This window comes from Colwellia sp. 20A7 (assembly GCF_009832865.1).
Taxonomy (GTDB): Bacteria; Pseudomonadota; Gammaproteobacteria; order Enterobacterales; family Alteromonadaceae; genus Colwellia.
Genome location: NZ_CP047130.1, coordinates 3,961,003 through 3,974,900, shown reverse-complemented (window position 1 = coordinate 3,974,900; position 13,898 = coordinate 3,961,003). Strand labels below are relative to the sequence as shown.

11 protein-coding genes are annotated in these 13,898 nt (G+C 37.9%); 9 read left to right on the top strand and 2 right to left on the bottom strand.

All coding sequences use genetic code 11. The features are described from left to right. Positions 1-3: 3 nt before the first annotated feature. Complete coding sequence (locus GQS55_RS17055; RefSeq protein WP_159821631.1) at positions 4-1,629, bottom strand: acyl-CoA synthetase; 1,626 nt, start codon at positions 1,627-1,629, stop codon at positions 4-6. Positions 1,630-1,647: 18 nt separating this feature from the next. Further along, entirely contained in the window at positions 1,648-3,060 is a 1,413-nt protein-coding gene (locus GQS55_RS17050) for a solute carrier family 23 protein (protein WP_159821630.1), read from the bottom strand. A 438-nt stretch (positions 3,061-3,498) separates the two neighbouring features. Here GQS55_RS17050 and ndk point away from each other — a divergent pair, with 438 nt between their 5' ends. The 9 genes from ndk to der all read left to right on the top strand — a co-directional run bounded on the left by ndk (position 3,499) and on the right by der (position 13,840). Then, positions 3,499-3,930 (top strand): nucleoside-diphosphate kinase, encoded by a 432-nt coding sequence (ndk, locus tag GQS55_RS17045; RefSeq protein WP_159821629.1) that lies wholly within the window; start codon positions 3,499-3,501, stop codon positions 3,928-3,930. Positions 3,931-4,195: 265 nt separating this feature from the next. Next, positions 4,196-5,368 carry a bifunctional tRNA (adenosine(37)-C2)-methyltransferase TrmG/ribosomal RNA large subunit methyltransferase RlmN gene (locus tag GQS55_RS17040; protein ID WP_159821628.1) on the top strand — a complete coding sequence of 391 codons (1,173 nt, stop codon included), beginning with the start codon at positions 4,196-4,198 and terminating at the stop codon, positions 5,366-5,368. Between the two features lie 69 nt (positions 5,369-5,437). Continuing rightward, positions 5,438-6,670, top strand: coding sequence for a type IV pilus biogenesis/stability protein PilW (gene pilW, locus GQS55_RS17035; RefSeq protein ID WP_236559681.1), 1,233 nt, complete (start codon positions 5,438-5,440; stop codon positions 6,668-6,670). Next, a complete protein-coding gene (locus GQS55_RS17030; RefSeq protein ID WP_159821626.1) occupies positions 6,671-7,684 on the top strand; it encodes a RodZ domain-containing protein in 1,014 nt (337 codons plus the stop codon). Positions 7,685-7,711: 27 nt separating this feature from the next. Beyond that, positions 7,712-8,842, top strand: coding sequence for a flavodoxin-dependent (E)-4-hydroxy-3-methylbut-2-enyl-diphosphate synthase (gene ispG / locus GQS55_RS17025; protein ID WP_159821625.1), 1,131 nt, complete (start codon positions 7,712-7,714; stop codon positions 8,840-8,842). Positions 8,843-8,954: 112 nt separating this feature from the next. Next, a complete protein-coding gene (hisS, locus tag GQS55_RS17020; RefSeq protein ID WP_159821624.1) occupies positions 8,955-10,235 on the top strand; it encodes a histidine--tRNA ligase in 1,281 nt (426 codons plus the stop codon). A gap of 22 nt (positions 10,236-10,257) precedes the next feature. Continuing rightward, entirely contained in the window at positions 10,258-10,914 is a 657-nt protein-coding gene (locus GQS55_RS17015) for a YfgM family protein (RefSeq protein WP_159821623.1), read from the top strand. Between the two features lie 14 nt (positions 10,915-10,928). After that, entirely contained in the window at positions 10,929-12,176 is a 1,248-nt protein-coding gene (gene bamB / locus GQS55_RS17010; RefSeq protein WP_159821622.1) for an outer membrane protein assembly factor BamB, read from the top strand. 167 nt (positions 12,177-12,343) lie between these two features. Beyond that, positions 12,344-13,840: a ribosome biogenesis GTPase Der gene (gene der, locus GQS55_RS17005; RefSeq protein ID WP_159821621.1), complete on the top strand. Its 1,497-nt coding sequence runs from the start codon at positions 12,344-12,346 to the stop codon at positions 13,838-13,840. Positions 13,841-13,898 lie beyond the last annotated feature (58 nt).

Sequence of the window (13,898 nt, the reverse complement as noted above, 5' to 3'; positions counted from 1 at the left end):
ATATTACTTATTCGCTTGCTCACGTAAAATAAATTTTTGTACTTTACCTGTTGATGTTTTCGGTAATTCGCCAAAGACAATGGTTTTTGGTGTTTTGAAGTGTGCCATATTATCACGACAAAAAGTTACTATTTCTTGCTCTGTTATGTCTATATTCGGTATTGGTGTAATGAATGCGCATGGCGTTTCGCCCCACTTATCATCTTTTTTGGCTACCACGGCAACTTCTTGCACTTTAGGGTGACGATATAAAATATCTTCTACTTCAACGCTTGAAATGTTTTCACCACCTGAAATAATGACATCTTTTGAGCGATCTTTTATTTCAATATACCCATCGCTGTGCCAAACCGCTATATCGCCTGAGTGAAGCCAACCGCCTTTGAAGGCTGATTGAGTTGTTGAGGGGTTTTTTAAGTATCCTTTCATCACTAAATTACCGCGCATAAATATTTCCCCAACAGATTTACCATCTTTTGGCATTGGCGCTAAAGTTTCAGGGTCTGCTACCATCAATTGATCAAGCATAGGCGAACGAACTCCTTGGCGAGATTTCAACTTAGCTTGTTGCTCAGTGCTTTCATCATTCCATTCGTCATGCCAAGCACAAACAACAGAAGGGCCGTATGTCTCAGTTAACCCATAGGTATGCGTGACTTTAAAGCCTGAAGCTTCCATTCCTTCAATTACTGAAGCTGGTGGTGGCGCACCAGCAGTCATTACTTTCACTGTATGGTTAATATCAGATTTTAATGAATCATCTGCGCCATTTAGCATATTTAAAACAATAGGAGCGCCACAGAAGTAACCCACTTTTTCGGTTTTAATCAACTCAAATATAGGCTCTGCTCGTACATGTCGTAAACTGATACTCGTGCCAGCGGTCGCTGCAATTGACCAAGGAAAACACCAACCATTACAATGAAACATAGGTAGTGTCCAGAGGTACACTGGATGCTCGCCCATATTCCATGAAATAACATTACTTACCGCGTTAAGGTAGGCGCCACGATAGTGGTAAACCACGCCTTTGGGGTCACCGGTTGTGCCTGAAGTATAATTTAATGAAATAGCATCCCATTCATTGTTAGGTCTTATTGCTTCAAAGGTACTATCACCTTCTTCAAGTAGTTGATCATAGGTTAACTGACCAATCAATTGGCCTTCATTAAAATTAGGATCATCAATATCAATCACTAGCGGCTTATGTGGGATCATACGTAGTGCTTTTTTTACTAAAGGGCTAAATTCTTTATCGGTAATTAATACCTTTGTTTCGGCATGTACGAGTATAAAAGCAATCGCTTCAGCGTCGAGACGTGTATTGATTGAATTAAGAACTGCGCCAGACATAGGAACACCAAAATGTACTTCAAAGTGTTCGCTAATGTTTGGTGCTATAACCGATACAGTATCGCCCCGACCAATACCACGTTTTGACAGCGCACTGGCAAAGCGTGTGCATCGTTGAAAAACCTCTAACCATGAATGTCGAATGTCAGCATTAACGGTTGCTGTTTTATTTGGGTAAACAAAGGCTGCTCTTTCTAAAAACGCAACGGGACTCAATGCCGTATAATTAGCTTCGCTAGGCTCTAAATATTGTTCAAAAATGTTTGTTGTAGTCATTGGTATGTTCCCCTCTTGCTAAGTATTACTATTCGGTTTATTTACTTCTTGCTGAGTTTCATCGGAAAAAATAATATTATCTTTGCTGTTATGTTTCCCCATAAGCTTAGGGCGCTCAATAAGGAAGTACAGTATTATGCCAATACACACAGCATACATGGTAGATTTAGGATCTGGCATGGCTAACGTAACGGCGACAATACCGGCAACACCTCGTTCCGTTGAGTTTTTCAGTTGCTCCATGCCAACCATGATACAAATATAGGCTGTAAGTACTAATGTTAAAGAGAGTGCTATCGGTAAAACAGGTTTAAATAATGTCACTAAAGGCAAGGCCAAAAGCGCTAATAAACCACTTATCCAAAAAGTACCGCCACCACTGTAAATTGACTCCATCGATTTACGTCCCATGGCATAACGTTCTGCTACTGTTGCATGAGCGGCTGTCCATACTGGTCCAGCCAAACCAGGCCATGGTGCAAAAAACGCATGTAAAGCATTTCGAATAGCTGTAACCAAGTGAACACGGTCAACATTCTCTTCAATTTTTTCATCATCACGAAGATGATCAACACGTTTTACTAAAGTAAAGCCAACAAGAATGTCACCAAAAGCGATAACGTAGGCAATTATTGCAGTGGGGATAGCAAGTAAAAATATTTCCCATTCTGGGTAACCAATCGTAAAGGGTAGGTACTGCCACATCAACGTAAAGTCAGGATTAGTAATCCCCCATTCTATTTCAGGTAACGGATATTCACCCACAAGCCAGCCAACTATCATGGCAATGATCATTCCAGGTACCATGCCGAAATTGGCAATTCTGCGAGCAAGTGCATTTTCATTGATAACATTTTTAAAAGATAACGAGAAGAGTATATAAGCTGAAATTATAGAGCCCACAATTAATGAAATTGGGGTTGTATCAATACGACCACCTATCTTTAATTCACCCATCATAGCTGCCATACCTGCACCAATAATTACGCCACACTTTAGAGAGTTTGGAATAACGCTAACTAATTTGGAGCCTAGGCGAGTAACGCCTAAAATAAGAAAGATAAGAGTGACTTCAATTTGAAGCGCAAATAATGCTCTTATTGCCTCTGGGCCTGGTTCAAAACCTTTTAAATATAGTAATACCACTGGAATGGCTGGCGTTATCCAACCAGGAACGAGTGGTACGCCAAGCAAGCCTGGTAAAATATAGCCGACACCCGCAATAAAAGTAAAAGCTAAAGCGGCTTCATATGGCATACCTAAATAGCTTTCCAGTAAAGGGATCATAGCCAAGCCAACGACGAACATAAAAAAACCTTGTATCATTTCTGGTAATTCCCAGCGGTAATGCACAAAAGGTAATCTAATTTTAAATGGTCCTGCTGGCCAATATGGTTGTTCTTCCCCGTGAACTCGTTTAATCAGTTGCATCAATATTCCTATTATTGTTTTTTATTTTGATGCGCAGTGAACTATGAAACTATTGCTGAATTTTTTCGACAATGTGACCAAATGTAACAAGCTAAAATGATATTTTCACAGGTGGACGAGTTGGTTTTTTGTGTTTTTACCAATAGTGAATGTTGACAAGCTTTAACTAGCTTGGGATGCAGCTTATGTTAGTGTTAACTGAGCTTTTTACTTTTTATGTCCAAAAGCAAAAGATGGTGTATTTTCTATATTTATTCATTACGACTAAAGGACCAGAAAATATTTTCCCTTTCACTAGATTTAAATAATTATTAACGAGTTAATATAGGAATTTAGTGCGACTTGGTTTATAATCGCGCCAAAATTTGTAGGTGTCAGTCTATTGTTCTGGTCTCTACCCATTTACACTAAAATTTAAATCTATTAAAAGGGCTTATCATGGCTATCGAACGTACTTTTTCTATCGTAAAACCAGACGCAGTTGCTAAAAACTATATTGGTCAAATCTACAACCGTTTTGAAACTGCTGGTTTAAAAATTGTTGCATCAAAAATGTTACATTTAAGCCAAGAAAAAGCTGAAGGCTTCTACGCAGAACATAGCGAGCGTCCTTTCTTTGGTGCTTTAGTTGAATTTATGACTTCTGGTCCAGTAATGGTTCAAGTTTTAGAAGGCGAAAACGCTGTTCTTAAAAACCGTGAAATCATGGGTGCTACTAACCCAGCTGAAGCTTTAGCTGGTACTATCCGTGCTGATCTTGCTGATAGCATTGATGAAAATGCTGCTCATGGTAGTGATGCATTAGAATCTGCTGCACGTGAAATTGCTTACTTCTTCACAGAAGAAGAGATTTGTCCACGTACTCGTTAATTCATTTTTAACCATAGAAAACGGATGTTCTTGTCGTCGGCTTTATTTTCGTATTAACGTACGCTCTGTGAAGCCTTCTAGCATTCAGTTTGTTTTCTTGATTAAATAATGAATTAAATTATAAAGGATTTTACTGAGCAATCAGTAAAATCCTTTTGTGTTTTATCTTTACGGTAAAATTGCGGGTTTCGCGTGAAAAGCGTACAATTCGTAACCTTGTTTTATCTTTTTTCTGTTTTTAGTATAAATTGTGAGAGTTTGTTGTATGAGCGACCCTATCGTGAAAGTAAGTGCCAAAGAAAATACCAAAGTAAATTTATTGAATTTGGACCATAAAGGGCTACGTGAATATTTTGCCTCTATTGGTGAAAAACCTTTTCGAGCAGATCAAATAATGAAGTGGATCTACCATTTTGGTTATTCTGATTTTGAACAAATGACAAATATAAATAAAAAGTTGAGAGAAAAGTTACAACGAAACTGCATAATAAAATCACCTGAAATCTCTCAAAAGCAAGTTTCTAGCGATGGCACTATTAAGTACGCGCTTGTGTTAGAAGGCGGCCAAGAAATAGAAACTGTATGGATTCCTGAGAATGATCGCGCTACTTTATGTGTATCATCACAAGTAGGCTGTGCCCTTGAATGTACTTTTTGTTCTACAGCACAACAAGGTTTCAATCGTAATTTATCTATGGCTGAAATTATTGGTCAAGTGTGGCGTGTAGCAAATGATATTGGCGCAACACGTATTACCGGTAAGCGTCCTATTACTAATATCGTTATGATGGGAATGGGCGAGCCGTTACTTAACATGAAAAACCTTATTCCAGCGCTTGATACTATGCTGAATGATTTAGGTTATGGACTGTCTAAACGTAGAGTTACTGTAAGTACCTCTGGTGTTGTACCTGCGCTAGATATGCTTAAAGAAAAAATTGATTGTGCTTTGGCTATTTCAATTCATGCACCCGACAATACTTTACGTGATGAGTTGGTACCAATTAACAAAAAGTACCCACTGGAAGAGTTTATATCTGCTGCAGCTCGTTATATTGATGGCTCAAAAGCTAACAAGCAAGCCACTATCGAGTATGTAATGCTAGATCATGTTAATGATTCAACTGAGCAAGCGCATGCTTTAGCGCATGTATTAAAAGATCTACCGAGCAAAATTAACTTAATCCCTTTTAATCATTACCCTGGCTCTCCTTATAAACGCCCAAGTAATTCGCGTATTGATAGGTTTGATAAAGTGTTACAAAGTTACGGCTTAACTGTAATAACGAGAAGACCTCGTGGTGAAGATATTGATGCGGCTTGTGGACAGTTAGCTGGCGATGTTTTAGACCGAACCAAACGTACACAAGAGCAACAAAGTATACAAATAGAAAAAAAACAAGCTAAAGCTGACGAAATTGCGGTAAAGATTGTTTGAACGCGTTACTATCAAACTTTACTAACATAGCAACTAATGAAGCAAGTTCAGACTATTATGGATAAATATTTGATTAGCAAAAGAGCCTTTATCGCAATTCTGACCCTACTTCCTGCGTTTTTATCAGGTTGTGTAACACAGAACTATGAAAATGATGATACTCCTGTTGTTCAAAATCAAGCTAATACGGATGACATGGCGGCAACACGTATCTCGTTAGGATTAGGTTATTTGAAGATGGGCAATATGCCCCAAGCTAAACAAAACTTAGAAAAAGCAAAAAACTTTGCACCTAATATGGTGCAAGTATATACCGCTTTTGCACATTATTACGAAACTGTTGGTGAACATAAGTTAACAATATCATCGTATGAAAAGGCGTTATCAATAAAAAGTGATGATGCGGATACGCTAAATAATTACGGTGTTTATCTATGCCGGCAAGATAAGATTGAAGCGGCGGAAAAGCAATTTTTAAAAGCTATTGCGGTACCTAGCTATCTTTTAGTGGCTAAAAGCTATGAGAATTTATCCTCTTGTTTTTTGAAGAATGATGATTTTATTAAAGCTGAAATGTATTTAAATAAAGCTATTTTACATAGCCCTAGTAGTTCATCGATATTATTCCAAATGATACGACTACAATATGCGATGGGGGACTATAAGCAAGCTAAATCATTTAATCAGCGCTTTGAAAGAGTTACTCGTCGCTTTACTTCTCAATTTTTAGCATTATCTTATAAAGTGCATTATAAACTTGGCGAGCGTGGTACGGCAAAAAACTATGGCACCATGCTAGTGAAAATGTTCCCTCAGTCATGGGAGGCTCAGCAATATTTACTTAATGAACTTACCTCGATAGAAGCAGATAGCCTGGCTAAAAGATATGAATTATTAAAAGCAACGAATACGCTGACTAAACCTAAGAAGCGAATAGTAAAGTTATCACCTAAAAAAAGTAAAAAAACTTCACCTGAAAGTGTAGATAAAACACAAAAACAAGTTGTTGCTGAAAAAGAAGTTAATAGAGTACACTTATCTACGCTTAAACCAAGCACAGTAAAAGAAAAAAAAGCTATAGAAAGCTCTGATGTAGTTCAGGAAGAACCAAAGACTGGAACGCAAGATCAGTCTAAAAAGTTGCCAGGTTTCCATGTAGTCAAAGCAGGTGATACTTTGTATGGTATTTCGTTGAAATATAATATAAAAGTTGAATCGTTGCGTCGATGGAATAACATTAATAAAAAACTTTATATTAAAGATATAATCTTTTTAGAAGACCCAAAGTTGGTAAATCAGTAGATGAGTGAAAAAATAATAGACGCTGTCGATAACAAGCAACTTGATGAACTTAGTGAAGACATGGAAATGATTGGCCCAGGTCAAATTCTGAGTGAAGCAAGAGAAAAAGCATCACTTACTGTTGAGCACATTGCTAATAGATTGAATTTCAAAGTAAAACTAGTGGAGTGTATTGAGCAAGATATATTCAATCCTAAATTACCTGCTACTTATAATCGCGGTTATCTGCGAAGTTATGCCCGACTTGTTAATGTTGATGTTAGTGAAGTACTTAGTGCTTATGACATGCTTGATGTTGCAAAAGTTCAGCGGAGTGAAATGCAAAGCTTTTCTAATTTAACAGAGAAGCAAGCTGAGCACAGTCGGATAATGTGGCTGAGTTATATCATTGCTGCGATATTGTTTGGCTTAATGATAATGTGGTGGCTACAAGAGCCAAAACAGGGCGCAGACGAAAATGTTGCCAATGAGGAAGTAGTGTCAATTCCTGCGAGTGAAGTAGTTAATGAAGCCGGTAGCACTGAGGAAAATAATACTGAAGAAGAGAGCATTGAGTTAGATGATGGCTCAGAAAGTATTCAAATACCAAGTGATATTGTGGAAGACACCTCAGAAGACGTAATTAATCAAGTAAGCCTTGATGAAGATATAAGTAATACAGATACCTTAGAAACTCAAGTGAGTACTTCAGATGAAGTTGTGTCAGAAAACGCATCTAATGCAGCCCCAGTGTTAGCACAAGAAGAAAGTATTGAGGAAAACGCAGCCATTGATACTGCTATTTTTACTTTTTCAGGTGACTGCTGGGTTAATATTTTTGATGCAACAGGTGAACGTATTGCTTGGGGTGTTAAAAAGTCAGGTTATATCATGACTGTTATAGGTCAAGCACCATTAAAGATCACTTTGGGTAAGCCAGAATTAGCTGATATTGAATTTAATGGCGAAGCTATCGACTTGTCTGAATTTAATGCAGGTAATATTGCTAAATTTACCTTACCACTCACGTTATAAATTGTTTGTTAGATAAGTTTTTAAAATATGTTTAAAGAATCTCCGATTATTCGCCGAAAATCTCGCCAAATTATGGTGGGCAATGTGCCTGTTGGTGGCGATGCGCCAATTACAGTCCAGTCTATGACTAATACTGAAACGACAGATGTTGCTGCTACTGTGGCGCAAATTAAAGCACTTGAAGCGGTAGGTGCTGATATTGTTCGTGTAAGTGTACCAACAATGGATGCTGCAGAAGCTTTTCGTGAAATAAAAAAACAAGTGAATGTGCCATTAGTTACGGATATTCATTTTGACTATAGAATTGCATTAAAAGTTGCAGAATATGGTGCAGACTGTTTACGTATCAATCCTGGCAATATAGGTCGAGAAGACCGTGTTCGTAGTGTTGTTGAATGTGCTCGCGATAATAATATTCCAATACGCATTGGTGTGAATGGCGGCTCGTTAGAAAAAGATATTCAAGAAAGATATACTGAACCAACTCCTGAAGCATTGCTAGAATCTGCTATGCGACATGTCGATATTCTAGACAGACTAAACTTTAATCAGTTTAAAGTGAGTGTGAAAGCCTCTGACGTGTTCCTTGCCGTTGAGTCATATAAATTATTAGCTAAACAAATTGATAACCCATTACACCTTGGTATTACTGAAGCTGGCGGATTACGTTCAGGATCAGTAAAGTCGTCAGTAGGGTTAGGTCTGTTATTAGCACAAGGTATCGGTGACACCTTGCGTATTTCATTAGCTGCAGACCCTATAGAAGAAATTAAAGTCGGTTTTGATATTTTAAAATCCTTAAAACTTCGCAGTAGAGGTATTAATTTAATTGCTTGTCCTAGTTGTTCTCGTCAAGAGTTTGATGTAGTTGCTACTGTGAATGCTTTAGAGCAACGTATAGAAGACATCATGACCCCGATGGATGTTTCTATTATAGGTTGTATTGTTAATGGTCCAGGTGAAGCGATGGTGTCTGACTTAGGATTAACAGGTAGTAGTAAAAAAAGTGGTTATTATCTTGATGGTATTCGTCAAAAAGAACGCTTTGATAATGGCAACTTAGTTGATCAATTAGAGCAACGTATTCGTGCTAAAGCGAAAGCAATGGATGAACGTTTAGCTCAAACTAATCAAATTGATTTTAAAACACTCGATTAAAGAGTGTTATTCTTCGATTTGAGAATGAGTATATATTCGGTATTATATATTCGCTATAATGCGCGCTGCGTAAAAATTAATGATTTTTTAAGAATAAAGAGAGATACGATAAGTGGCTAAAAATAAAGCGCTACAAGCAGTTCGAGGTATGAATGATTGCTTGCCAAGTGAAACGAATGTTTGGCAAATGGTAGAAGATGTACTGCGCAGAGTCGCTAGTAATTACGGTTTTGCTGAAATTCGTATGCCAATTGTTGAATCAACAGCATTATTTAAACGCTCTATTGGTGAAGTAACCGATATTGTTGAAAAAGAAATGTATACCTTTGACGACCGTAATGGCGATAGTCTGACATTACGCCCTGAAGGAACAGCAAGTTGTATACGTGCGGCAAACCAACATGGACTTTTATATAACCAAGAGCAACGCTTATGGTATATGGGACCGATGTTTCGACATGAAAGACCACAAAAAGGACGTTACCGTCAGTTCCATCAATTTGGTCTAGAAGCGTTTGGTATTGCCACTCCAGATATTGACGCAGAAATTATTTTACTAACTTCTCGCTTATGGCGGGAACTTGGCATCAATGAATTTGTCACACTAGAGTTGAATTCATTAGGTAGTAATGACGAACGAGCTAATTATAGAGATGCGTTGGTTATTTATTTAACCGAGCGTGAAGAGTTATTAGACGAAGACTCGAAACGTCGTATGCTTACTAATCCGTTAAGAGTATTAGACAGTAAAAACCCACAAGTACAAGAAGCACTGGCAGATGCGCCTAAGTTATCTGACTATTTTGGCGAAGAAACACAGGCACATTTTGACAGTCTTTGCCAAAGATTAGATGCAGCAGGCATCAATTATGTATTAAATGAGCGTTTGGTACGTGGGTTAGATTACTATAACCGTACTGTATTTGAGTGGGTTACAACAAGTCTTGGCGCACAAGGCACCATTTGTGCTGGTGGACGTTATGACGGTTTAGTGGAACAATTAGGTGGCAAAGCAACACCCGGTTTTGGTTTTGCATTAGGCATTGAACGTTTAGTATTGATGCTAACGAATACAGACGTTGTCGCTAAAGCTCGCCCACAAGTAGATGCATATGTCGTTATTTTAGGTGATGATGCGCAAATCAAAGCAAATGAACTTGCTGAGCAATGGCGTGATCAAGTACCGAATATTCGCTTGCAATGCCATTGTGGTGGCGGCAATATGAAAAAACAATTAAAGCGCGCTGATAAATCAGGTGCTCAAATCGCGTTAATTTTAGGTGAAGATGAAATAGCACAGCAAAGTGTTATGGTTAAATATTTACGCGGACAACAAGAACAACAAAACGTGGATTTTGAAAGAGTTCCTAGTTTGTTAAGTGATTTAATTTAAAAGTTTTAGTCAAGGTGATGTAGTGGAAATTTATCAAACAGAAGAGCAACAAGTAGAAGCCATTAAAGGTTATTGGGAAAAGAATGGCAATATGATTATTGCTGGTATTGCCCTTGGGTTTGCTGGTTTTATCGGTTTTAATTTTTATAAAGATGGTCAACTCGAAGATGAGTTAGCTACTTCAGATAGCTATCAAGCATTAATGGAAGAAAGCACTAAAGATAAAGCTGCATTTACAGAAAATGCGTCAAAATTCATTAGTGAGAATTCAGCCACAAGTTATGCTTCGTTAACTGCTTTAGCATTAGCAAAAGAAGCTGTAGAACAAAAAGACTGGCAGGGTGCTCAAACTCAGTTGTTAGTTGCAGTGGATAAGGCTCCAAGTGATGGCATCAAAGGCATCGCTAGTGTGCGTTTAGCGCGTGTTCAAATTCAGCAAGAGCAGTTTGATGAAGCCTTAGCTACATTAAGTAAGCCTATTCCTGAATCTTTCACTGCAGCCGTTGAAGAAATAAAGGGCGATATTTATTTATTACAAAATAAAACAGAATTAGCACTTAATGCTTATCAAGTTGCTATTGCCTCTGATGGTTTAGCTACTAGCCCAAATTTACAAATGAAAGTAGATGATTTAGCGACAACCGTTAATTTAACCACTACAGTTCCTGTTGCGAAGTAAAATAAGGTCATTTAATGCTTTTTTCTAAAAAACAAACAAGTAATGCTTTGCTTGGTAAATACGCGAAAGTATTTTCTGTGTTATTGCTCTCTAGCACTTTATTTTCATGCTCTTCAACTGATGAAGACACCAGTGATTTACCTGCTGAGTTAACAGAGATCGAACAAAGTTTTGAGCCTAACGTGTTATGGGAAGAAAGTGTTGGTGATGGAAGTGGTGATTATTTTTCACGTCTAAAGCCTATTGTTGCCTACGGTAAAGTATATAGTGCAAGTCGTGAAGGTGATGTTATTGCTTTTGATCCTAAAACAGGTAAAGAACTGTGGGAAACGGATTTAAGTGATATAAATAACGAACGCAGTTTCTGGGACAGCCGAGTGTCAGCGTTACTTTCTGGTGGTCCAGCAGCGGGATTAGATAAAGTTTTTATTGGTAGCGAAAATGGCAAAGTATACGCCTTAGACGCACTCACCGGTAAAGTGCTGTGGGATGCTAGTATAAAAGGCGAAGTTATTAATACACCGGCGGTTGATGCTGGTGTTGTGCTTGTTAATACATCTTCTGGTATTTTAAAAGCCTTAAACCCTGATACGGGTGAAGAGTTATGGAAAGTAGAGCAAGATGTTCCTGCTTTAACATTACGTGGAATTAGTGCACCAGTTATTGCTTCTGGTGGTGTGTTAATTGGCACCAGTAAAGGTGGCGTTAATGTGTACTTGTTGGATAATGGTCAACAAGGTTGGTCTACTGAAATAGGTGAAGCAACTGGTTCTACAGAGCTTGAACGTGTTATTGATGTTGATTCTACACCAGTGGTTTTTGGTGATAAAGTTTATGCTATATCATCTCGTGGTAATTTAGCTGCAATTGACCTTCAAAGTGGTAGATTACTTTGGAAGCGTCAATACTCATCTTATCGTCAACTTTCAATTTATCGTAATACTATTTTCCTAACAAACTTACGTGGTCATGTTTATGCTATTGATCGAATCAATGGTATTGAGCGTTGGAGTAATTTAGATCTTGAGAACCGTGGTGTAACCGGACCAGCATTAATTGATGACTATGTTGTTGTTGGTGATTTTGAAGGTTACTTACATTGGTTAAATCAAGAAACGGGTGAAATCGTTGCTCGTCACAAAGTTGATGGTAGCGGCGTTAACACTTCACCAACAGTATTTGATAATATCTTGTATAGTCAATCACGAGATGGTGACTTACAAGCTATTGAAACACCAAAGATTATAAAGCCGACCGAGTAAGTCAGCTTTAACTAAGCAATCTATTTTAATAAAAATATGTTTGCTTTTATGTATACACGGCTCCGGTGCTTTTGCATGTGGGGCCGTTATTTGTTTTTACGCCCTTAGTTTTATTTAGATCAGATCTAAGTAAATCTAAGTGACTATTTTTGAATTTTGAGGTTTTCATGCTTCCAGTCGTTGCCCTTGTCGGGCGTCCCAATGTTGGTAAATCAACATTATTTAATCGCTTAACGCGTTCTAGAAATGCTTTGGTTGCAGATTACCCCGGTTTAACCCGCGATCGTCAATACGGTAAAGCTGAAGTAGAAGAGCATCCTTTCATTGTTATTGATACTGGTGGTATTGATGGTGATGAAGAGGGTATTGATGCATTAATGGCTGAGCAGTCATTAATGGCCGTAGAAGAAGCTGACGCAGTGCTATTTTTAGTTGATGCTCGTGACGGTTTAACATCGGCAGATTATGGTATTGCCGACTATCTACGTAAGAAAGATAAAAAAATATTTTTAGTTGCCAATAAAGTTGATGGTATTGATGCTGACTCTGCTGTGGCAGAATTTTATGCTTTAAGCTTAGGTGAAGAAGTTCATAAAATTGCAGCGGCTCATGGCCGTGGTGTTACTCAACTATTAACGTTGGCATTAACGCCACACATTGAAGAGTTAGGTCAACCTAAGCCTGATGGCATAGAAAATGATGAATTTGATAGTTTTAACGACGATGAGTTTGATGTTGAGTTAACAGAGGAAGAGTTAGCAAAACAAGTTGAAGACGCGCCAAAAGAACACGACACGATAAAGTTAGCTATTATCGGTAAACCGAATGTAGGTAAGTCAACACTTACTAACCGTATACTCGGTGAAGAACGTGTAGTGGTTTATGATATGCCGGGTACTACACGCGATAGTGTTTATATTCCGATGGAGCATAATGGACGTAAATATACGTTAATTGATACTGCTGGTATTCGTCGTCGTAAAAACGTAACTGACGTTGTTGAAAAATTCTCGGTAATTAAAACTTTACGTGCAATTGAAGACTCTAACGTATGCTTACTTATCATTGATGCTCGTGAAGGTATTACTGATCAAGATTTAAGTCTGTTAGGCTTTATTTTAGAATCAGGGCGTTCATTAGTGTTAGCGGTAAATAAATGGGATGGATTAGATGACCATGTTAAAGACCGTATTAAAACTGAGCTAGATCGTCGTTTAGGTTTTATTGATTTTGCTAAAATTCATTTTATTTCAGCATTACATGGTACCGGTGTTGGCCATTTATATGAATCAGTTGAAGAAGCCTTTATCAGTGCGACTAAACGAATTTCTACGGCGATGGTAACGAAAATATTGGATATGGCTGTATTTGATCATCAACCACCAATGCATAATGGTCGACGCATTAAGTTGAAGTATGCTCATGCTGGTGGTTATAACCCACCAATTATCGTAATTCACGGTAATTTAGCGAAAAAACTACCTAGTTCATATAGACGTTATTTAATGAATTATTACCGTAAATCATTAAAAATAATGGGCACACCTATTCGTATCGAATTTAGAGATACAACTAACCCATTTGCAGGTAAGAAAAAGCTCACGTTTACCGAGCAAAAGAAAATGGCTCGAGCAACTCAAGGTTACAATAAAGATAATAAATGATGAGTTAGCGAAGAGCAGTTTTCTTTTTGGAAACTGCTCTTCGTAACGAGTAACTTAA